At 37.0% G+C, this 22,198-nt stretch carries 23 protein-coding genes; 14 read left to right on the forward strand and 9 right to left on the reverse strand.

The features are described from left to right. Position 1 precedes the first annotated feature (1 nt). The 8 genes from infA (at position 2) to carA (ending at position 4,501) form a co-directional block, all read left to right on the forward strand. Positions 2 to 217 (forward strand): translation initiation factor IF-1, encoded by a 216-nt coding sequence (gene infA, locus F598_RS0113000; protein ID WP_003442661.1) that lies wholly within the window; start codon positions 2 to 4, stop codon positions 215 to 217. 4 nt (positions 218 to 221) lie between these two features. Continuing rightward, entirely contained in the window at positions 222 to 338 is a 117-nt protein-coding gene (gene ykgO, locus F598_RS14640) for a type B 50S ribosomal protein L36 (RefSeq protein WP_015361145.1), read from the forward strand. A gap of 2 nt (positions 339 to 340) precedes the next feature. Next, positions 341 to 715: a 30S ribosomal protein S13 gene (gene rpsM, locus F598_RS0113005; RefSeq protein WP_019039509.1), complete on the forward strand. Its 375-nt coding sequence runs from the start codon at positions 341 to 343 to the stop codon at positions 713 to 715. An 8-nt stretch (positions 716 to 723) separates the two neighbouring features. Further along, positions 724 to 1,107 carry a 30S ribosomal protein S11 gene (gene rpsK / locus F598_RS0113010; protein WP_019039510.1) on the forward strand — a complete coding sequence of 128 codons (384 nt, stop codon included), beginning with the start codon at positions 724 to 726 and terminating at the stop codon, positions 1,105 to 1,107. Positions 1,108 to 1,182: 75 nt separating this feature from the next. After that, a complete protein-coding gene (gene rpsD / locus F598_RS0113015) occupies positions 1,183 to 1,788 on the forward strand; it encodes a 30S ribosomal protein S4 (RefSeq protein ID WP_019039511.1) in 606 nt (201 codons plus the stop codon). A gap of 22 nt (positions 1,789 to 1,810) precedes the next feature. Next, the gene (locus tag F598_RS0113020; protein ID WP_019039512.1) at positions 1,811 to 2,803 is read left to right on the forward strand and encodes a DNA-directed RNA polymerase subunit alpha; all 993 of its coding nucleotides are present in this window, start codon (positions 1,811 to 1,813) and stop codon (positions 2,801 to 2,803) included. Between the two features lie 27 nt (positions 2,804 to 2,830). After that, positions 2,831 to 3,313, forward strand: a complete 483-nt coding sequence (gene rplQ / locus F598_RS0113025) for a 50S ribosomal protein L17 (RefSeq protein ID WP_019039513.1) — start codon at positions 2,831 to 2,833, stop codon at positions 3,311 to 3,313. Between the two features lie 69 nt (positions 3,314 to 3,382). Continuing rightward, the gene (carA, locus tag F598_RS0113030; RefSeq protein WP_019039514.1) at positions 3,383 to 4,501 is read left to right on the forward strand and encodes a glutamine-hydrolyzing carbamoyl-phosphate synthase small subunit; all 1,119 of its coding nucleotides are present in this window, start codon (positions 3,383 to 3,385) and stop codon (positions 4,499 to 4,501) included. A gap of 44 nt (positions 4,502 to 4,545) precedes the next feature. Here the strand turns inward: carA and F598_RS0113035 are convergent, their stop codons facing one another. Continuing rightward, positions 4,546 to 5,091, reverse strand: coding sequence for a fasciclin domain-containing protein (locus F598_RS0113035; RefSeq protein ID WP_019039515.1), 546 nt, complete (start codon positions 5,089 to 5,091; stop codon positions 4,546 to 4,548). 229 nt (positions 5,092 to 5,320) lie between these two features. Between F598_RS0113035 and eno the strand changes: the two genes are divergently transcribed. The 3 genes from eno (at position 5,321) to azu (ending at position 8,570) form a co-directional block, all read left to right on the forward strand. Continuing rightward, positions 5,321 to 6,613 (forward strand): phosphopyruvate hydratase, encoded by a 1,293-nt coding sequence (eno, locus tag F598_RS0113040; RefSeq protein ID WP_019039516.1) that lies wholly within the window; start codon positions 5,321 to 5,323, stop codon positions 6,611 to 6,613. 138 nt (positions 6,614 to 6,751) lie between these two features. Beyond that, positions 6,752 to 8,032, forward strand: coding sequence for a citrate synthase (locus F598_RS0113045; protein ID WP_019039517.1), 1,281 nt, complete (start codon positions 6,752 to 6,754; stop codon positions 8,030 to 8,032). A 22-nt stretch (positions 8,033 to 8,054) separates the two neighbouring features. Further along, positions 8,055 to 8,570, forward strand: coding sequence for an azurin (gene azu, locus F598_RS0113050; protein ID WP_026302720.1), 516 nt, complete (start codon positions 8,055 to 8,057; stop codon positions 8,568 to 8,570). Between the two features lie 76 nt (positions 8,571 to 8,646). Here the strand turns inward: azu and F598_RS0113055 are convergent, their stop codons facing one another. The 8 genes from F598_RS0113055 to miaB form a co-directional block, all read right to left on the reverse strand. Then, a complete protein-coding gene (locus tag F598_RS0113055) occupies positions 8,647 to 10,137 on the reverse strand; it encodes a S10 family peptidase (protein WP_026302721.1) in 1,491 nt (496 codons plus the stop codon). Between the two features lie 247 nt (positions 10,138 to 10,384). Beyond that, entirely contained in the window at positions 10,385 to 12,019 is a 1,635-nt protein-coding gene (gene groL / locus F598_RS0113060; protein ID WP_019039520.1) for a chaperonin GroEL, read from the reverse strand. Positions 12,020 to 12,050: 31 nt separating this feature from the next. Further along, a complete protein-coding gene (locus F598_RS0113065; RefSeq protein ID WP_019039521.1) occupies positions 12,051 to 12,326 on the reverse strand; it encodes a co-chaperone GroES in 276 nt (91 codons plus the stop codon). Positions 12,327 to 12,455: 129 nt separating this feature from the next. Further along, complete coding sequence (gene secG, locus F598_RS0113070) at positions 12,456 to 12,785, reverse strand: preprotein translocase subunit SecG (protein WP_019039522.1); 330 nt, start codon at positions 12,783 to 12,785, stop codon at positions 12,456 to 12,458. 2 nt (positions 12,786 to 12,787) lie between these two features. Continuing rightward, positions 12,788 to 13,555 carry a hypothetical protein gene (locus F598_RS0113075; RefSeq protein WP_019039523.1) on the reverse strand — a complete coding sequence of 256 codons (768 nt, stop codon included), beginning with the start codon at positions 13,553 to 13,555 and terminating at the stop codon, positions 12,788 to 12,790. Continuing rightward, complete coding sequence (locus F598_RS0113080) at positions 13,555 to 14,055, reverse strand: LptE family protein (RefSeq protein ID WP_019039524.1); 501 nt, start codon at positions 14,053 to 14,055, stop codon at positions 13,555 to 13,557. The genes F598_RS0113075 and F598_RS0113080 overlap by 1 nt, the downstream gene beginning before the upstream one ends. Further along, positions 14,055 to 15,329, reverse strand: a complete 1,275-nt coding sequence (locus F598_RS0113085) for a sigma 54-interacting transcriptional regulator (protein ID WP_019039525.1) — start codon at positions 15,327 to 15,329, stop codon at positions 14,055 to 14,057. The genes F598_RS0113080 and F598_RS0113085 overlap by 1 nt, the downstream gene beginning before the upstream one ends. A gap of 13 nt (positions 15,330 to 15,342) precedes the next feature. After that, the gene (gene miaB / locus F598_RS0113090) at positions 15,343 to 16,800 is read right to left on the reverse strand and encodes a tRNA (N6-isopentenyl adenosine(37)-C2)-methylthiotransferase MiaB (RefSeq protein ID WP_019039526.1); all 1,458 of its coding nucleotides are present in this window, start codon (positions 16,798 to 16,800) and stop codon (positions 15,343 to 15,345) included. 188 nt (positions 16,801 to 16,988) lie between these two features. Here miaB and topA point away from each other — a divergent pair, with 188 nt between their 5' ends. The 3 genes from topA to porK all read left to right on the forward strand — a co-directional run bounded on the left by topA (position 16,989) and on the right by porK (position 22,169). Then, entirely contained in the window at positions 16,989 to 19,562 is a 2,574-nt protein-coding gene (gene topA, locus F598_RS0113095; RefSeq protein WP_019039527.1) for a type I DNA topoisomerase, read from the forward strand. A gap of 15 nt (positions 19,563 to 19,577) precedes the next feature. After that, on the forward strand, positions 19,578 to 20,732 hold the full coding sequence (locus tag F598_RS0113100) for a formimidoylglutamase (protein ID WP_019039528.1): 1,155 nt from the start codon (positions 19,578 to 19,580) through the stop codon (positions 20,730 to 20,732). A 75-nt stretch (positions 20,733 to 20,807) separates the two neighbouring features. Beyond that, positions 20,808 to 22,169 carry a T9SS ring complex lipoprotein PorK/GldK gene (gene porK, locus F598_RS0113105; protein WP_019039529.1) on the forward strand — a complete coding sequence of 454 codons (1,362 nt, stop codon included), beginning with the start codon at positions 20,808 to 20,810 and terminating at the stop codon, positions 22,167 to 22,169. The last annotated feature ends 29 nt before the right edge of the window (positions 22,170 to 22,198 follow it).

Consider the following 22,198-nt stretch of genomic DNA (forward strand, 5'->3'; position numbering starts at 1 on the left):
TATGGCAAAACAACCCTCAATTGAACAAGATGGCACAATTATAGAAGCATTGTCTAATGCGATGTTTCGTGTGGAACTTGAAAATGAGCATATTGTTACCGCTCATATATCTGGTAAGATGAGAATGCATTACATTAAACTTTTACCAGGAGACAAAGTAAAATTAGAAATGAGTCCTTACGATTTAACTAAGGCTCGTATAACTTATAGATATTAATACTATGAAAGTAAGAGCATCAATAAAAAAGAGAAGTGCTGACTGTAAGATCGTTCGTAGAAAAGGACGTCTTTATGTCATCAACAAAAAGAATCCTAAATTTAAACAAAGACAAGGATAATTATGGCTAGAATTGCAGGTGTAGATATACCAAAACAAAAACGCGGAGTTATAGCTTTAACTTATATCTTCGGTGTCGGAAAGAGCAGAGCTCAAAAAATTCTTAAAAATGCCGGTGTAGATGAAAGCATCAAAGTTTCAGACTGGAACGATGATCAAATCGGAAAAATAAGAGAAGAAGTTGGTAAGCACACTATTGAGGGTGAGCTTAGATCTGAAGTGCAAATCAACATTAAGAGGTTAATGGATATTGGTTGCTACAGAGGAATTAGACACAGAGCTGGACTTCCTTTAAGAGGACAACGTACTAAGAATAACTCTCGTACCAGAAAAGGTAGAAGAAAAACAGTTGCTAACAAGAAAAAAGTAACTAAATAATAAATCAAATGGCAAAGTCAACAGCAAAAAAACGTAAAGTAGTTGTAGATGCGTATGGGGAAGCTCATATTTCTGCCTCTTTTAATAATATCATTGTGTCTTTAACGAACAAAAATGGTGATATTATATCATGGTCATCTTCTGGTAAGATGGGCTTTAGAGGAAGTAAGAAGAATACTCCTTATGCTGCACAATTATCTGCAGAAGATGCAAGTAAAGTTGCACACGAAGCAGGTTTACGTAAAGTAAAAGTATATGTAAAAGGTCCTGGTAATGGTAGAGAGTCTGCTATTAGATCTTTACATAACTCAGGAATTGAAGTTACTGAGATCATCGATGTAACTCCTATCCCACACAATGGATGTAGACCTCCTAAAAGAAGAAGAGTCTAATTATATAAATCATAGCTTACTATTATCGAAGGATAAGACCTTAATTCATAATAGACAAACGATAAATACATAACAATGGCAAGATATACCGGTCCTAAAACCAAAATAGCAAGAAAATTTGGCGAATCTATATTTGGAGACGACAAATCTTTCGAAAAAAGAAATTACCCTCCTGGACAACACGGGAATAACAGAAGAAGAGGCAAAAAGTCTGAGTACGCTGTTCAACTTATGGAAAAGCAAAAAGCTAAGTATACCTACGGTATTTTAGAAAAGCAGTTCCGTAACATGTTTAACAAAGCCAACAGGTCTTCTGGAATTACAGGTGAGATCTTACTTCAACTTTGTGAATCCAGACTCGATAATGTAGTGTTTAGATTAGGTGTAGCACCATCTAGAAGCGCTGCAAGACAGCTTGTTTCTCATAAGCATATTACAGTAAATGGTGAACTTGTAAACATCCCGTCTTACCACGTTAAGCCAAATGATGTTGTCGGTATTAGAGAAAAGTCTAAATCTCTAAGTGTGATTCAAGAATCACTTTCAAATAATAAATCCGTGCACGAATGGATGACTTGGAATAGTGAAAAAATGGAAGGCACGTTTGTAAATGTTCCAGAAAGAACACAAATTCCAGAAAAAATTAATGAGCAGTTCATCGTCGAATTGTACTCTAAATAATAACTGACAACACTCAAAATTTATGGCATTATTTAATTTTCAAAAGCCCGATAAAGTAATCATGATCGATTCTACCGATTTTGAGGGCACTTTCGAATTTAGACCATTAGAACCAGGTTACGGTCTTACAGTAGGTAACGCTTTGCGTAGAGTGCTGTTATCTTCTTTAGAGGGATTTGCAATCACTTCTGTAAGAATAGAAGGTGTTGATCATGAGTTTTCTACCATCGAAGGAGTTGTTGAAGATGTGACAGAAGTCATATTAAATCTTAAGCAGATCAGATTTAAGAAAAGAGCAGAAGATGTAGATAACGAAACAGTTTCTATCTCATTCTCTGGTAACGACAAGATGACTGCTGGAGATTTTCAAAAATATCTAACTGGATTCGATATCCTTAACCCAGATCTTGAAATCTGTACAATGGATAAGAAAGTTTCTCTTAACCTTGAACTAGCTATCCAAAAGGGTAGAGGTTATGTTCCAGCTGAAGAGAATAAAACTTCTAAAGCTCCAATTGGTACAATCTTCACAGATTCTGTGTTTACACCTATCAAAAACGTTAAATACAGTATCGAGAACTTTAGGGTTGAACAAAAAACTGACTATGAAAAGCTTGTCTTTGAAATCAGTAGTGATGGTTCTATTCATCCTAAGGATGCTTTAACAGAAGCTGCTAAAACATTAATTCATCACTTCATGTTATTCTCTGATGAAAGAATAACTCTTGAAACTGAAGAAATGTCTCAAGCAGAAACTTACGATGAAGAATCACTTCATATGAGACAGTTGCTAAAGACTAAGCTCGTAGACCTTGATCTTTCGGTAAGAGCGCTTAATTGTCTAAAAGCAGCAGAAGTCGAAACCTTAGGTGATTTAGTTTCACATAACAAAAGTGATTTGATGAAGTTTAGAAACTTTGGTAAAAAATCACTTACTGAATTAGAAGAACTTGTTGAAAATAAAGGTCTTGATTTTGGAATGGACCTTTCGAAATATAAACTTGACAAAGACTAGCTTTGTGAAGCTCAAAATACATTAAACATGAGACATAGAAAGAAATTTAATCATTTAGGAAGAACATCCTCGCATAGAAAAGCAATGCTTTCTAACATGGCATGTTCTCTAATTGAACATAAAAGAATAAATACTACTGTTGCTAAGGCAAAAGCTTTAAGACAATTTGTAGAACCTTTGATTACCAAATCAAAATTAGACACTACTCATAATCGTAGATTGGTCTTTTCTAAATTGAAGGATAAATACATGGTAGCTGAGCTTTTTAGAGAGGTAGCTCCTAAAATTGGAGAAAGACCAGGAGGTTACACCAGAATTATCAAGCTTGGTAATAGACTTGGAGATGCTGCCGAAATGGCAATGATTGAACTTGTTGATTTTAATGAGGTTTATACGCCAGGTAAAAAGCAAACCAAGAAGAAATCTACGAGACGTGCTGGTAAAAAAGCGAAAACTGAAGATAAAGTTGAATCTACAAATGATACTGAAACTAAATCAGATGAGGCTTAATACCACATTTATTTAATTATACCAAAGGGATAAACTTTATTAGTTTGTCCCTTTTTTTATATTACCACTATGAAATACAATCTAAAAACACCAGCAGTAATCCTTCTAGCAGACGGCACCGTCTTTCATGGAAAGACCACCCAGCCTTTCGATTCTAATCGAAAGGGAGAAATTTGTTTTAATACCGGTATGACCGGATACCAGGAAATTTTTACAGACCCTTCCTATTTCGGTCAGATTATGGTGACCACCAATGCTCACATCGGTAATTATGGCGTTAATACAGACGAAAGCGAATCAGATTCGGTTAAAATTTCTGGTTTGGTTTGTAAGAATTTTTCATTCACACCTTCCAGACCTAATTCTGACCAGTCCCTGGAACAGTTCTTAAGTGATGCAGTTTTACCCGTTATCTTTGATGTGGACACCAGAGCCTTAGTCTCTCACATTCGTAAACATGGAGCAATGAACGCTATTATGTCTACCCAAATTGATGATTTGAAAACACTTGCTGAAGAATTAAGTCAACATCCCTCGATGAAAGGCTTAGAGCTATCTTCTAAAGTCTCTACTAAAGAAGCCTATACCATTGGTGATAAGCTGTCAGATCACCGTATAGCAGTGCTTGACTTAGGGGTTAAAAAAAATATCTTAAGACGATTGACTTCTAGAGGAGGCTACGTTAAGGTATTTCCTTATAATACCTCATTTGATGAAATGATGGATTGGAATCCAACAGGAATTGTGTTATCAAATGGCCCGGGCGATCCAGAACCCTTACCTTCTGCCATAGAAGTAGCTAAACAATGTATTAAGAATGAAATTCCCACTTTTGGGATTTGTCTTGGTCATCAAATAATCGCCTTATCTGTGGAGATACCCACTTTAAAAATGCATAACGGACATCGTGGAATTAATCACCCGATTCAAAATTTGAGCACTGGCAAGAGTGAAATTACATCTCAAAACCACGGTTTCACAATTGATAAATCGTCAACAGTAAACAATCCAGATGTGGAGATCTCGCATGTTCACCTCAATGACCAGTCGGTAGCAGGCATAAGGATTAAAAATAAACCTTGTTTTTCCGTTCAATATCACCCGGAGGCAGGACCAGGCCCTAATGATGCTACTTATCTATTTGATGATTTCTTTAGTCTGATGTCGACTGCAAAAGTAAAAGCATAAAAAAAGTGGGCAAACGCCCACTTTTATGTTTATAGTGTATTATACTATGGTAATAAGACGGTATCAATGACATGGATGACTCCATTAGATTGGTTGACGTCAGCAATGGTTACTGTAGATATATTCCCTTTAGAGTCTTTTATTTTTACACTCTTTCCGTCAAGCATAGCAGTTAGCGTTCCGCCACTTACTGTTTTTAATTCTGCCATTCCATTACCTTTTTCTATAGCAGCTATGACGTCTTTTGCATTGAATTTACCAGCAACAACGTGATAAGTCAACACCGTTTGTAGCTGTTTTTTGTTTTCTGGTTTCAGAAGGGTTTCAACAGTACCTTCTGGTAAGTTGCCAAAAGCAGAGTTTGTTGGTGCAAATACAGTAAAAGGTCCTTTACTTGAAAGAGTTTCTACCAGATCCGCAGCTTTAACTGCTGCAACCAAAGTTGTGTGATCTTTAGAATTTACTGCATTTTCTACAATGTTTTTAGTTGGATACATTTTTGCACCTCCTACCATTTTGGTTTGAGCATAAGAGAAGCCTGTAACCAAGATACTCATTACTAATACTAATTGAAATTTTAAATTTTTCATGATATTTATTTTATGTGTGTGTTTAAATTTACGTAAGTAAGGAACTTAGGGTTTAACAGCTCTTCATATTTAACTTGATATTGTAAGAGTATAACTTATAATGTTAGTTACAAATCGGCGTCCTTACTCAATCGTTTGAGTGGGTAATTGACTTGAAGTCAAATATTTAAACTCAATTCAAATAGGCTTAAATTTCGTAAATTGCAACAAACTTTAAATTATCATAAAAATGAGTGCAATTTTAGACATACATGCAAGGCAAATATTCGACTCTCGAGGTAACCCAGCACTAGAGGTTGATGTCATTACAGAAACAGGAACTTTAGGAAGGTTTGCAGTGCCTTCTGGAGCTTCCACTGGAGTTCATGAAGCTGTAGAGTTAAGAGATGGTGGAACAGATTATATGGGTAAAGGAGTTTCTAAAGCTATTGAAAACGTCAACACTACTATAGCAGATCATTTGTTAGGGATTTCGGTTTACGAACAATCAGAAATAGATCAGATCATGATCGATCTTGATGGTACCGAAAATAAATCAAAATTAGGAGCCAACGCTATATTGGGGGTTTCGCTAGCTGCCGCAAAAGCAGCAGCTAATGAATTGAATTTACCACTTTATCGTTACGTGGGAGGTGTATCTACCAATAAGCTTCCAGTGCCAATGATGAATATCATCAATGGCGGTTCACACAGTGATGCTCCAATAGCTTTTCAGGAATTTATGGTGATGCCAGTTAAGGCGGAAAGCTTTAGTCACGCCCTAAAAATGGGGACTGAGATCTTCCATCATTTAAAAAAAGTATTGAAAGGCAGAGGATTGAGTACAGCTGTAGGGGACGAAGGAGGTTTTGCGCCTAAATTAGAAGGAACTGAAGATGCCTTGGATAGTATCAAAACAGCTGTAGAAAAGGCGGGCTACAAATTCGGTGATGAAGTGATGATCGCTTTAGATTGTGCTGCAGCAGAGTTTTATGAAGACGGACATTATAATTATAAGAAGTTTGAAGGTGATCATGCCAAGACGATGACCTCTGAAGAACAAGCTAACTATTTGGCAGAGCTATCTCAGAACTATCCAATTATTTCGATTGAAGATGGTATGGATGAAGACGACTGGGAAGGATGGAAAATTCTTACTGAAAAAATTGGGGATAAGGTTCAACTGGTTGGTGATGATTTATTCGTAACCAACGTCACAAGACTGGAAAAAGGAATTTCTAATGCTATTGCAAATTCAATCTTGATTAAGGTTAATCAAATTGGTACGTTAACAGAAACCATTGCTGCTGTTAATTTAGCACATAATGCTGGATATACTTCGGTCATGTCTCACAGATCTGGAGAAACTGAAGATAACACCATCGCTGATTTAGCTGTAGCTTTATCAACAGGACAGATTAAAACAGGCTCAGCATCCAGAAGTGATCGTATGGCCAAATACAATCAATTAATAAGGATTGAAGAAGAATTAGGAGAAAATGCCTATTTTCCGCAAATGCATGCTTTCAAAATAAAAAAATAAGAGGATTAATTTAAGAAATATATAACGTATTAAATTAACTAAAACTTAAGCGTTAGCAGTCCTTTACAAAGATCTGTTAACGCTTTTTTTGTATATTTTTTCTTAAATTTGAAGCTAACAAAAAGAAAAATATATTATATGGATGCTAAAATAAGTTTTGATGGAAAAGATTATTCTTTTCCAGTTACAAAAGGTAGCGAAAATGAATACGCGATCGATATCTCTAAACTAAGAGGTTCTACAGAGGGATTAATTACCTTGGATAGAGGTTTCAAAAATACCGGATCATGTGAGAGTGCAATTACATTCTTAAATGGTGAAGAAGGTATTTTAAGATATAGAGGATACGCTATTGAAGATCTAGCGGAAAATGCAAGTTTTTTAGAAGTTGCTTTTCTTTTGATTTTTGGTGAGTTACCTAATCAAGAAGAACTTGATAATTTCCATGCAGACATAAAAAAAGAATCTCATGTTGATGAAGATGTTAAAAAGATTTTAGATGGTTTTCCTAAATCTGCACACCCAATGGGCGTTGTCTCTTCTTTAACGAGTTCTCTAATCGCTTTTAACCCATCTTCAGTCAACGTTGATTCTGAAGAAGATATGTATAAGGCTATAGTAAAAATATTGGCTAAATTTCCAGTGATTTGTGCTTGGGCTCTTCGTAAGTCTAAAGGTCAGCCTTTAGATTATGGAGATAACAGTTTAGATTACGTTGAAAATGTATTGAAGATGATGTTTAAAAAGCCAAACGAAGATTACAAAATCGACCCAGTCGTTTCTTCTGCGCTTAATAAATTATTGATTCTTCATGCAGACCACGAACAGAATTGTTCTACATCTACTGTAAGAATTGTGGGTTCTTCTCATGCTGGATTATTCGCTTCTATATCTGCAGGAGTTTCAGCTTTATGGGGGCCACTTCATGGTGGTGCTAATCAAGCAGTAATCGATATGCTCGAAGGCATCAAAGAAGATGGAGGAGACACAAAAAAATACATGTCTAAAGCTAAAGATAAAGAAGATCCATTTAGACTTATGGGATTTGGACACAGAGTTTATAAAAATTTCGACCCTAGAGCCAAAATCATTAAAAAGTCAGCTGATGAAGTATTAGGTAATCTTGGAGTTCAGGATCCAGTCTTAGATATTGCTAAAGGTCTTGAAAAAGAAGCGCTGGAAGATGATTACTTCGTCAAAAGAAAGCTATATCCTAATGTAGACTTTTATTCTGGTATCATTTACAGAGCCTTAGATATTCCTACCAATATGTTTACAGTAATGTTTGCACTGGGAAGACTTCCAGGTTGGATTGCTCAGTGGAGAGAAATGAGATTGATGAAAGAACCTATCGGTAGGCCAAGACAGGTTTATACCGGGGAAACGCATAGAGAATTAAAACCTATTGAAAACAGATAATCAAATTAAAAATAAGATCAAAATGAAGAAGATATTTGTATTATTTCTATCTGCAACGCTTTTAGTAAGTTGCGGAGGAGATGGTAAAAAAGAAGAAGAAAAGAATGATTCACTAAAAATTGGTAACTCCGCAGAAACTACAGATGAAGTAGAAGATGAGGAAGGAGTGACTAAAGTATACTTAACAGGGAGTGATCAAATGAAGTTCAATAAAAATCAAATCACAGTGAATGCTGGTGATGAAGTTGTTTTGACCTTTGAACACGTAGGTAAACTTCCTAAGGAAACTATGGGGCATAATTTTGTTCTTTTAAAGAAAGGAACAAATGTTCAGGAGTTTGGTCAGGAAGCCTTAGAATATAAGGAGAATGATTATATTCCAGAAAATACAGATGCTATAATTGTTCACACCAAAATGCTAGGTGGAGGTGAAAAAACACAAATTACCTTCCAAGCTCCAGAAAAGGGTAATTACGATTACATCTGTTCATTTCCAGGTCACGTCGCCTTGATGAAAGGAATCCTTACGGTTAAGTAAAACCAGTGAATTTCAAAAAAAAAAGCCTTGCAGATTCTGCAAGGCTTTTTTTATAGGATAAAACTAATGACTATAATTAATATTTGATAGGCTCACCGTCTTTTGGCAGACTGTTTTCGATGAAGGCTCTAATGTCGTCATTTGCATTTTTTAAATCTTCTTGCCTTAGGTACATCATGTGGCCACTTTCGTAGGTTTTAAAATAGAGCCTGTCTTTCATTTTACCGCTTTCGTCAATATGCCACATCGTATATTTAGCATTGAAATAAGTTGTAGCTCCGTCAAACAGTCCTGTTTGGATCATAACTTTCATGCTTGGATTCTGAGCCATAGCCTGTCTCAATTGTTTTCCGGAATTATTACGTGTTCTATCCCAGGGATACACGTTTCCAAACATGTTATATTTTAAGTCTGTTTTAAAGTTGAGCTCATGCTTCAGATAATGATTGATGGCTGGAGTGAATGACTGCAACCAGGAAGTTAATTCTGCATTATAATTTGGTCGAGTTCCTGCTTCTTTTTCATCAAGACCCAGGTATCTGGAATCCAGTCGGCCAACCGTATAGCCGTCATCGATTTTAAGGGTTTTCCAAAAGGTATTAAAGGGAACTTCTAAGTTATTCTGAAGAAATACCTTTTCTTCAATACTGGAGTAATACGACATTTTTTCGACGATTTCTTTTTTCTTCTCTTCATCAAGAAACCCACCTTTACTGAGGGCAGGAATCAGTTCCTGAATAGTAAATGCTTCTACTTCATCTAGCATTTCAAGAATAGGTTGGTTTTGCAACTCTGGGGCCAGCAGGTCGTGATACCAGGCTGCAGCAGCAAAATAAGGGAGTCTGTTCGCTACTTCCACCGGTCCATCTCTTTCTATACCGAGTTCAGTAGGCGAAACCAATATCACACCATTGATGTACATCCAGTGCGAATTCTGCAGTGCATTAGCCAGACCAGAAACTCTCGTTGTTCCATAGCTTTCACCTATTAGGTATTTCGGTGCAAGCCATTTGTCTTTTCTGCTCACAAAGGTATTGATCCATTCTGCTAAATAATCAATATCGGCATTGACTCCAAAAAAAGTCTCTTTATCAAAATTTCCTTTTTCATCAAGCACAGGTCTTGAATGACCAGTATTTACAGGATTAACGTAAACAATATCTGCTACATCAAGAATACTATGAGGGTTTTCTGAAAATCCATAAGGCTGAACTGGGAAGCCTTCGTCACTAATGTTTAAAATTCTAGGTCCTGTATAAGCAAGATGCATCCACACCGAAGCCGAACCAGGGCCTCCATTAAAAGAGATGACCAGGGGTCTTAAATCTTTACCATCGTTATTTCTTTTAGTATCGGCCTTGTAGTAGGTAAACTGCAAACCTGCAATAGGATGTCCTTGGTCATCCCAAACGGGCTGCATGCCTGTTTCAGCAGTATAATCAATGGTTTTTCCATTGATGGTAACACTATGTTTGGTGGTTATGGTTTCATCCACGTTGAATTCAACAGATTGAGCAAGTACCAGCGAAGTACTTAAAATTGAAATAATTGTAAATAGTCTTTTCATCTTTAAAAATTTTGCTCTAATATAATTAATACCACTTTCAATTTTGTAGAATAACCCAGAAAACAAGTTTTTTTAGTGCAGCAAGAAAATCACCAATAGACCTGTGAGGTTTTTAAAACCTCACAGGTCTGGAATTGTAATTTTTTTATTTTCCAAAACTTGTAATGATCCCGAGTAGAATTTGTTCCACAAAAAAAGCCGTTTCTTTTTTAAGAAACGGCTTTGATTAATTCATTAAAAGTGATGATTACATCATGCCTGGCATTCCGCCTCCCATAGGTGGCATTCCGCCTCCGCCTCCGTTGTCTTCTTCTTTAATGTCGACAAGGGCGCACTCAGTCGTCAAAATCATTCCTGAAACAGAAGCCGCATTTTCTAAAGCAATACGGGTCACTTTTTTAGGATCGATGATTCCAGCTTTCAGCATATCCACGTACGTACCAGTTTTTGCATCGTAACCTTTGCTTCCTTCCAGAACTTTATTGATGACTACAGAACCTTCACCTCCAGCATTTTCTACAATAGTTCGCATTGGAGACTCTACTGCTTTCGCTATGATGTTGATTCCAGTTTGTTCGTCAGCGTTGTCTGCTTTAAGGTTTTCAAGAGCTTTCAGTGTTCTGATGAGTGCAACACCACCACCAGCTACTATTCCTTCTTCAACAGCAGCTCTTGTAGCGTGTAATGCATCATCAACCCGGTCTTTCTTCTCTTTCATTTCTACTTCTGAAGCAGCACCAACGTAAAGTACGCCTACACCGCCAGCTAGCTTAGCTAAACGCTCTTGAAGCTTCTCTTTATCATAATCGCTAGTCGTTGATTCTACTTGAGCTTTAATTTGATTAACACGGTTTAAGATGTTATCTTTTTCACCTGCACCATTTACGATGGTCGTGTTATCTTTATCAATAGTAACGTTTTCTGCAGTTCCTAACATATCGAGGCTTGCATTTTCTAACGTAAATCCTCTTTCTTCAGAAATCACTGTACCACCAGTTAAGATAGCAATATCTTCTAGCATTGCTTTTCTGCGGTCACCAAATCCTGGAGCTTTTACAGCGGCAATTTTTAGCGAACCTCTTAATTTATTAACTACAAGTGTAGCTAAAGCTTCTCCTTCAATATCTTCTGCAATAATCAAGAGTGGTTTTCCGCTTTGTGCAGCTGGTTCTAAAACCGGTAAAAGATCTTTCATTGAGTTAACCTTTTTATCCACAATCAAGATGTATGGATTCTCAAGGTCTGTGGTCATTTTCTCACTATCTGTTACGAAGTAAGGCGATAAATAACCTCTGTCAAACTGCATTCCCTCTACAACGTCAACATAAGTTTCAGTTCCTTTAGCTTCTTCTACAGTAATGACACCTTCCTTACCTACTTTTCCAAACGCTTCTGCAATCAGCTCACCGATTTTCTCATCGTTGTTTGCAGAAATAGAAGCGACTTGCTTTATTTCTTCAGAAGTATCACCAACAGATTTTGCTTGTTTTGTGAGTTCGGCAACAACAGCTTCTACAGCTTTATCTATTCCTTTTTTAAGATCGAGTGGATTAGCGCCAGAAGCAACATTTTTCAAACCTTCTTTTACAATAGCTTGAGCAAGGACAGTTGCTGTCGTAGTTCCATCTCCTGCCAAATCATTGGTTTTAGAAGCCACTTCTTTTACCATTTGTGCTCCCATATTTTCTAAAGCATCTTCCAACTCGATTTCTTTAGCAACACTTACACCATCCTTAGTGACAACCGGAGCACCAAATGATTTACCAATAATTACATTACGACCTTTAGGTCCTAAAGTTACTTTTACAGCGTTAGCGAGGGCATCAACCCCTCTCTTCACACCGTTTCTTGCTTCAATATCAAAAATTATATCTTTTGCCATTTTATTAAGTTTTAAGTTGATTAATTAGGTTTTATACAATCGCTAAGATGTCATCTTCTCTCATGATGAGGTAATCGTTATCCTCATGCTTTAATTCAGTTCCAGAAAATTTTCCGTAAAGAACCACATCTCCAACTTTTACAGTCATTTCGTGATCTTTTTTACCATTTCCAACGGCTACAACTTTTCCACGTTGAGGTTTTTCTTTTGCGGTTTCAGGAATGATAATTCCAGAAGCTGTTTTAGTTTCTGCGGCTTGAGGCTCTACCAGCACTCTATCTGCCAATGGTTTAATATTAACTGCCATTATTAAAAGGTTTTTAATTAGTTTCAGGACATATGACTAAAAGTGTGCCAATAGATATTTGCTGACAGTTTGTAAAAAAAAATGCCAGCTTGTCATAAGCCGGCATTTTTAATTTAGTAAAGTATATTTTTATTCCTGATCTACAGGAGGCAAGTCGTTGGTTTGAGTATTTTCTATCGGAGCTTGATTTTCATCTAATAGTTTAGAATCCTGGCCCGTTCTGTTGCTAATGATAGTCACGTTGGACAATAAAATTAAGACCAATAATAAAGTGGCTAATGCCCAGGTACTCTTATCTAGAAAGTCTGAGGTTTGTTTGACACCCCCAACTTGCTGAGAGCCACCTCCACCAAATGATGAAGATAATCCGCCGCCTTTTGGATTTTGAACCATAATAACAACGATTAATAAAAAGGCTACGATCACGATGAGGATTAAAAAAATGGAAAATGTACTCATTATTATTTATTTTCTTTAAGTCGTTCTATTTCTTGAATTTGGTCTGCAAAGAAAGTACTTTTTTCGGGATTATTCAAAATTAATATCTTAAAAGCCTGAATGGCTTTATCATAACGTTTTTGCTCCACATAAACTCTTGCTAAGGTCTCTGTCATGAGGCTCGTAGAGGGCTCGTGTTTGGCTATAATTCTATCTGAGGCCTCGTAAGTTTTGGTCGGGACAATCTTCGGATTGTTTTTGATAAATTCGTCAATAATCCTGAATTGAGGATTATTAGTCTCTGATTGACCATTGTCTTCTGTCTCATTTATTGGTTTTATTTGAGTCAACTTAAGCCATTCGTTGAAAGAATGTGTCTCTGCAGAATTGAAATTCAAAGGTTCTCCAGAGTGTTCCTGAGGGCTTGCTTCTTTTTCTACAAAAAGCTCTGGATCGTTAATTTGATTAACGAATTCTTCATTGATTTCAAATTCAGAAGTTTCTTTTTCATACTGGATTAACTCATCTATTTTATCAGCAATTTTTAGTTGCTCAAACTCGCTGGAGGTGATGAGGTCAAATAAAACAGATCTGTCTTGAGTGTGAGCTGCAGTTTCTTTCAAAAAGTTGTTATACCTATAACTATTATTATATTTCAGTAGCTTAAGTTTCAGTGCATATAGCGGTTGAAAGTAGGGATAGGTGTCGATCGCATGCTCCAGTGCTTCTAAAGACGAAGAGTCGAATTCTACTGGAGATTTTATCAAATGTAAAAGCGATTCTTTTTGCATTACCAGTTGGTTAGTGAAGCGTTGAAAACATCTTGAGTGATTCTTAAAAAAACTTCTTCGATAGCCTCTTCTTTCTGAGCTCCTGTTAATTGTTCATTTCCAGGAAAATCAAAATAGAAAGAGAAAGTCTGTTCAAAATCTTTTTCAGGTTCTAGTGTGTTATAGAATCTCACATTCACAGCGATGGTTAATCGGTTTTGAGCTGCAGTACTTTCTGCAGTAGCCGTCATAGGAGCGACATAATATCTGGTAATTTCTCCTTCATAAATTAAGTCTCCATTGGTGTTAGCTAAAATCAGGCTGGTTTGATTTTGAATCAAATCCTGTAATTGTAGGGTAAACTGCCTATCTATACCTGGCTCGACTAGTTGAGCTGTGTTTTGAAAGAAATTCACCTGAAAGGTTTCTGCGTTACCTGTGTCGGCTCCTGTAAAAGAGTAATATTTACAAGAATTTAATGTTAGGATGAACAGAAAAGCCGCAGTGAGTTTGAATCTCATTATAAATCGTATTGTTTAATTTTTCTATAAAGTGTTCTTTCGCTAATACCGAGTTCATCGGCAGCGGGCTTACGTTTCCCTTGATGTCTTTCCAGCGATTTTTTTATGAGCTCCACTTCTTTGTCCTGCAAAGATAAAGTTTCTTCCTCTTCAATATCTTCAGCATAATCGTAGGGGTCATCTACGGCCGTTTCCATATCTCTTACTTTGTTTTGATTGGGAAGCTGAAGTATTTCTAACTGTTCTTGATGAGACTCTTCAGAAAAATCCCTCTCTGTGTCAGAATCTCCGTAAACCTTCTTAATAAGGCTAAGATTTTCCTCCTTAAAGGTTTCATCGTTTTCCTTTTCCATCAGCTCCAGAGTGAGTTTCTTAAGATCATTAAGATCATTCTTCATATCGAAGAGCACTTTATAAAGGATTTCTCTCTCATTACTAAAGTCACCTTTGCTGCTTTTGTCTTCTGAAATAACCGAAGGTAAATTAGAACTGTTTTTGGGTAAATAATGATGTAAAGTAGCTTCATCTACTTCTCTTTCCTTTTCCAGGACAGAAATTTGTTCGGTCACATTTTTGAGCTGTCTAATATTCCCAGGCCAGCTGCAGCTTTCCAGGACTTTTACAGCTCTTTCTGTGAGTCGCACTGTTGGCATTTTGTATTTCAAAGCAAAATCCGAAGCAAACTTCCTAAACAATAAATGAATATCTGAACGTCTTTCTCTTAGAGGTGAAAGATTGATCTCTACCGTGTTAAGTCTGTAGTATAAATCTTCTCTAAACTTATTCTTCTTGATGGCTTCAATCATGTTTACGTTGGTTGCTGCCACAATTCTCACATTAGACTTTTGAACTTTAGAAGAGCCCACTTTAATAAATTCTCCAGTTTCCAGCACTCTTAGTAACCTTACTTGAGTGGTCAAAGGCAATTCACCAACTTCATCTAAAAAGATGGTGCCTCCATCAGCTTCTTTAAAATAACCATCTCTCGCTTGATTGGCACCTGTAAAAGCTCCTTTTTCATGGCCAAAAAGTTCACTATCTATAGTGCCTTCCGGAATAGCACCGCAATTTACAGCAATATATTTGGCGTGTTTCCTATGGGATAGAGCATGTATTATTTTGGGAAGGCTTTCTTTTCCTACGCCGCTTTCTCCAGTCACAAGTACAGAGATATCTGTTGGAGCAACGCGAATAGATTTCTCTATTGCCCGGTTGAGACTCGGATCGTTTCCTATAATTTCAAATCGTTGTTTGACCGATTGTGGTGATTCCATAATACTAATGAATTTAAGAAGAGATAGTTTGCATAGGTCCATACCCTATAGCTTCTCCCTTGAGAGTGGCGCTTGTACAGTCTTTCATTTCGACGAGAACATAATCACCAATTTTGTAGTGTTCTTTTGGAAAAACAACTGTTGTATTTTGAGTGTTTCGTCCACTCCATTCCAAATCAGATTTCTTAGATTCTTTTTCAATAAGAACTTCTTCCACTTTTCCGAGATGTTGTTCTGTTCTAAAGCGAGAATGCTTTTGTTGCAGGTCTATAACCTCCTGGAGTCTTCGTTTTTTGGTTGTTTCAGGAATATCATCTTCAAACTTTTTAGCCCCTAAAGTGCCAGGACGCTCAGAATAGGCGAACATATAACCAAAATCATACTTTACATACTCCATTAGAGAGAGAGTATCCTGATGATCTTGCTCTGTCTCCGTGGGGAAGCCAGTAATCATATCTTGCGAAATCCCACAATCTGGAATGATTGCTCTGATGTTATCAATCAATTTAAAATACTCCTCACGGGTATGCAGGCGATTCATTTTCTTTAGAATTCGGTCACTGCCACTTTGCACTGGAAGGTGAATATAATCACATATGTTTCTGTGTTTTGACATCACCTCTATAACATCCAAAGTCATGTCCTGAGGATTGGAAGTTGAAAACCGAATCCGCATGCCGGGCTGTGCTTTTGCGACCATATCCAAAAGGCCTGCAAAATTAACAGCAGTAGCTTTTTGCATGTCGGTTGCCTTTTTAAAATCTTTTTTAAGTCCGCCACCATACCATAGATAACTATCTACATTTTGTCCAAGAAGTGTAATCTCTTTAAATCCCTTATTCCATAGGTCATTAACTTCATCTAATATACTTTTTGGATCTCGACTTCGCTCTCTTCCTCGGGTGAAAGGCACTACACAAAAGGTGCACATGTTATCACAGCCTCTGGTGATAGATACAAATGCCGAAACTCCATTGCTTTGCAATCTCACTGGAGAGACGTCGCCGTAAGTTTCTTCTTTGGAGAGGATCACATTGATGGCATCTCTTCCATTTTCTACTTCATCGAGCAGGTTAGGTAGGTCTTTATAGGCATCTGGTCCAACGACTAGATCTACAATTTTTTCCTCCTCCAGAAATTTGTGCTTTAAGCGTTCTGCCATACAGCCTAAAACCCCTACTTTCATAGAAGGATTATCCTTTTTGATGGCATTAAATTTTTCTAATCGTTTTCTTACGGTTTGCTCTGCTTTATCACGTATCGAGCAGGTATTGACCAAGACCAGATCTGCCTCTATCAATTCGTTGGTGGTGTTATATCCTTGCTGATCTAGAATGGAAGCTACAATTTCGCTGTCGCTAAAATTCATAGCACATCCGTAACTTTCTATATAAAGTTTTTTTGAGTTATTGTCTTTCTTTTCTTTTACTAAGGTCTGACCCTGTAGGCTTTCATCAATTATCTTGTCCATGTCAAGCAATAAAATTTTGACAAAGATACACGATCTCTTTTTGCTGACAAAATGTCATTTTATAGTTTTTTTCATTTATTTTATAACTGTATTTCGAAGCTTAGTAAAGCTATGACTTGTCTACTTTAGGCATGTTCTTAAATCAAAATCCAAAAAATCGTATACTTTTGCAGTATAAATTTTATTAAATGGCAAAAAATCTAGTAATTGTTGAGTCTCCTGCCAAAGCTAAGACGATAGAGAAATTTTTAGGTAAAGATTATAAAGTGGCTTCCAGCTTTGGTCACATTGCAGACTTACCTTCCAAAGAACTGGGTGTAGATGTTGATAATGATTTTAAACCTAAATATATTGTCAATAGTGATAAGAAGGACGTTGTGAAAAAACTGACTAAACTTGCCAAAGCTTCTGAAACCGTATGGCTAGCCAGTGATGAAGATAGAGAAGGAGAGGCGATAGCCTGGCATTTATCTGATGAACTCAAACTGGATGAGGCCAAAACCAAACGAATTGTATTTTCAGAAATCACTGAGACTGCTATTAAAAAAGCGATAAAGAACCCGAGAGAAATTGATTATAATCTAGTGAATGCTCAAAAGGCGAGACGTGTTCTTGACCGTCTTGTGGGCTATGAATTATCTCCTATATTATGGAGGAAAGTAAAAGGAGGACTTTCTGCAGGGCGAGTACAGTCTGTTTCTGTGAGGTTGATTGTGGAACGCGAACGCGAGATCATAGATTTTGATCCTGAAGTATTTTACAGGGTAGATGCTGAATTCAAAACAGAACAAGGCTCCAGTTTTAAAGCCAAACTCCCCAAAAATTTAAAGTCCAGGAAAGAAGCCGAGGCTTTTTTAGAAGCTCAAAAACAAGCAGAATTCAAAGTTAGTGACCTAACTAAAAAGCCAGCAAAAAAATCTCCAGCGCCCCCATTTACGACCTCTACTTTACAGCAAGAAGCAGCAAGGAAGCTATATTTTTCTGTGAGTAAAACCATGAACATGGCTCAAAGGCTTTACGAGGCTGGTCATATTACTTATATGAGAACAGATAGTGTTAATTTATCTAAACAGGCCAAGCAGAGTGCAGAAGATGAGATAAAAAGCGCTTACGGTGATCAATACCATAAAGCAAGGAATTATAAAGGAAAATCTAAAGGTGCCCAAGAAGCTCACGAAGCAATAAGACCTACTAATTTTGCAAACCACCAGATCGATGCTGAGCGTGACCAGCAAAGGTTGTATGAATTGATATGGAAACGCGGCATAGCCTCTCAGATGAGTGATGCATCTCTGGAGCGTACCAATGTAAGAATATCTTCAAATAAAGATGAACGCGAATTCTCAGCCAATGGTGAAGTTGTGAAATTTGATGGATTCTTAAAAGTATATTTAGAAGGTAAGGATGAAGAAGATGAGGAACAAAGTGGATTGTTGCCTGCTATGAAAGTTGGCGAATCTCTGCTTAACCAATTTATTCAGGCTACAGAACGCTATACTAGGCCTCCATCTCGTTATACAGAAGCCTCTTTAGTAAAAAAACTTGAAGAATTGGGTATCGGTAGACCTTCTACTTACGCGCCTACTATTTCTACGATTCAAAACAGAAAATATATTGAAAAGGGAAATGTAGAGGGGGTTGAACGCAAATACACTCAATACACCTTTAAAGATGATGATATAAAAACAGAAACACTCTCGGAAAAAGTGGGGAGTGATAAAGGTAAGTTAGTACCTACCGATGTTGGTATGGTAGTAAATGACTTCCTGGTGAAGCATTTTAAAGGTATCCTAGACTATAATTTTACAGCTAAACTCGAGCAGGATTTTGATGAGGTTGCTGAGGGTAATGCTAAGTGGACTAAAGTGATGAAGGATTTTTATATACATTTTCACCCCAACGTTTTAGATGTGGCAGCCAATGCAGAGCGGGAAGTGGGTGAGCGTGTTTTAGGTAAGGATCCAGAAACGGGAAAACCTGTAAGTGCTCGTTTAGGTAAATTTGGGCCTATGGTTCAAATTGGATCTGTAGAAGACGATGAAAAACCAAGGTTTGCAAGTTTGAAACCAGATCAGACTTTAAGTTCTGTAACTTATGAGGAAGCGATGGACCTCTTTAAACTTCCTAAGCAGCTTGGTGAGTATAAAGGAGAAGAGGTAGAAACCAATATTGGCCGTTTTGGTCCCTACGTAAGATTTGGAAAGAAATTCGTTTCCTTAGAAAAAGGAGAAGATCCTTTGGATGTCACTTATGACAGAGCTTTAGAATTAATCAAAGCTAAAGAAAAAGCAGAAGAGCCAATTTACTATTATAAGGATAAAGGAGTTCAAAAAGGAGTTGGTCGATTTGGTCCTTATTTGAAATGGGACGGAATGTTTATCAATGTCAATAAAAAATATGATTTCGATAATTTATCTGAAGAGGATATCATTGAATTGATTGAAGATAAAATTCAAAAAGAAAAGGATAAGCTGATTCACCATTGGGAAGAACAGGGGATTAAACTCGAAAAAGCAAGGTGGGGTAGATTTAAGTTGTCTAAAGGAAAAACGAAAGTTGAACTTCCTAAGACGACAGATGCTGAAGGTATGGCCTTGGATGAGGCTGAAGCTATTTTAGAAAAGAATACTAAATCTAAAAAGAAGCCAGCTAAAAAGAAAAGCTCGTCAAAAACCAAAAAAGGGAGCACCAAAAAAACCACGTCTAAGACCAAAAAATCAACAAGCAAAAAGTCCACAGGAAAATCATCCAAAACCAAATAATATCTTACTAACTCAATGGCATTTGAATACCTAGAACCTGTTAAGCAGGAACTTCAAGACTCAATTAGATCGTTTCCAAACCAAAGTCTGTCTAATCTCGTAAGTTTTCATGAAGGAGAAGCTGAGGTAGATTTTGCAGGAGTGGATCTGGCCTTAATTTGTATTAAAGATGCGAGGTCTAGTATTTATGATGAAAAGTCTGATTTCTTTTACGATGAATTACGGACGCAGTTGTATCAGATGTACATTGGGAACTGGAAGCTGAAATTGATCGATCTAGGTGACGTGCCCATGGGTGAGCAGGTATCGGATACGGCTTATGTTTTAAAGAAGGTATTGTCTGAGTTATATCGTCAGTCTATTGTTCCTATGATTTTAGGGGGAAGTCAGGATTTTACGTTTCACCAGTATAGAGCTTTCGACGGAATTAAGTACATGGTCAATCTGTCCACTGCAGATCATAAGTTTGATTTGGGAAATTCAGATTTACCTATGGATGGGCAGTCTTTTGTAGGTAAAATGATAATAGACGAGCCCTATAATCTATTTAATTACTGTAATCTGGGTTATCAAACCTATTTATCTCCTCCAGATGAGATAGAGTTGATGGATAAGCTATTTTTCGAAGCTGTTCGTCTTGGAGAGCTAAAGCAGGATTTCACAAGGGTTGAGCCAGTTTTACGGGATTCAGATTTAGCAAGTATTGATATTTATTGTGTTAAATCTTCAGAAATTGCTGATTCTAATCATAAAAATATTAACGGATTCAGTACATTTGAATTATGTAAGCTTTCAAGGTATGCAGGAATGAGTGATAAATTATGCTCCTTTGGAGTTTATGAGTTACAAGCTATGAAGGAATCGCAGGGGCTTAAGCAGTTGATATCACAAATGTTATGGTATTTTATGGAAGGATTTAGTTTGAGGTTAAACGAACACGTAAGTGAGGAAAACCCAAATTTTACGAAATATAGTGTTCCTATACAGGATGAAATTTTAATCTTTTTTAAGAGTGAAGTTTCAAATCGTTGGTGGATTAAAATTCCTAATGAGAATAATAATGCTCATAAACCGTCGTTATTAGCGTGTGATTTGAAAGATTATAAAGACGCTATTTCTTCCATTATCCCAGATAGATGGTTAAAAGCAAAATTTAAAAACAGCATCTAAATCAAAAACATTTGTATTATTGTTAAGAAAAAAATTGTTTATTTGTACACAAGACTTGAATTTAATCACTTAATTATGAAACTTAATTTATCATCTTCTAAAGGTCTCTTTATGGCAATGTTTGCTTTTTTAGCAATCAGTTGTGGTAAGAGCGATAAAGGGCAGCTAGTAGGCGTAGAGGGAAAGAAATGGTATCCTGAAAAGCCTTATGGTATGGTCTTAGTGAAAGGCGGTTCTTTCATTATGGGTAAGTCTGATGACGATCTCGCTGGTGTTCAAAATGCGCCTCCTAAAACCGTTACTGTTCCTTCCTACTATATGGATGAAACTGAAATTACGAACGCAGAATACAGACAATTTGTATTTCATGTAAGGGATTCTGTAATCAGACAAAAGCTTGCTGAAGCCGCTGAACTTGCCGGTGATGGCGATGCCGGAGATGATGGCATCCAAAGATTTGCTTTCAAAAACGCAAGTGCAGGAGGAGATGATGACGAGTTGAGTCCTTTTCAGGAATTTTCAAAACATTACGATCCTCTCGATCAAGCCTTAAACTGGGATCCAGAAATTATATGGGATCCTGCTCAATATCCAGACGAAGACTACGTCTACGTTATGGATGAGTTCTACTTATCTAATGATCAGTCCTACAACGGGCGTAGGATGCTAGATGTTACTCAGTTTAAGTACAAATACAAAACCATGGATATTGATGCTGCTGCTCGAAACAAGGGTGAAAGAACCAACTTTATTACAGAGCAGGAAGTAATGGTGTATCCAGATACTACGGTATGGATAAAGGATTTTAATTATTCCTACAACGAGCCAATGCATAACGATTATTTTTCTCATACGGCTTACGACAATTATCCTGTAGTTGGAGTAACCTGGGGACAGGCCAAAGCCTTTGCTAACTGGAGAACCAAGTATTTGAATGACTTCAGAAAAGAAAAAAATGAGGCTAATGCTAACTTCTTTAGATTGCCTTCTGAGGCTGAATGGGAGTATGCCGCTAGAGGGGGTATAGAAGGCGGAACTTACCCATGGGGTGGTCCTTATGCTAAAGATGACAGAGCATGTTTTTTAGCCAATTTTAAACCCTTTAGAGGGGATTATGCAGCAGATGAGGCGCTATATACAGTAGAAGCTGATGCTTACGAACCTAACGACTTCGGGTTATATAACATGTCTGGAAACGTAGCAGAGTGGGTGAATACCTCTTATGACCCTGCGTCTTACGAGCACATGTCTTCGATGAGTCCTAACGTCAATAACAGTGCAAATAAAAGAAAAGTAGTAAGAGGAGGTTCTTGGAAAGACGTCAGTTATTACTTACAGGTGAGCACAAGAGACTATGAATACTCAGACTCAGCCAGAAGTTACGTCGGATTTAGAACTGTTCAGGACTTCTTAGGCAACTCATTAAACTTAAATTAAAACTAAACTAAACAATCAAATCTCAAAAT

This window comes from Psychroflexus tropicus DSM 15496 (assembly GCF_000378765.1).
Lineage (GTDB): Bacteria > Bacteroidota > Bacteroidia > Flavobacteriales > Flavobacteriaceae > Psychroflexus > Psychroflexus tropicus.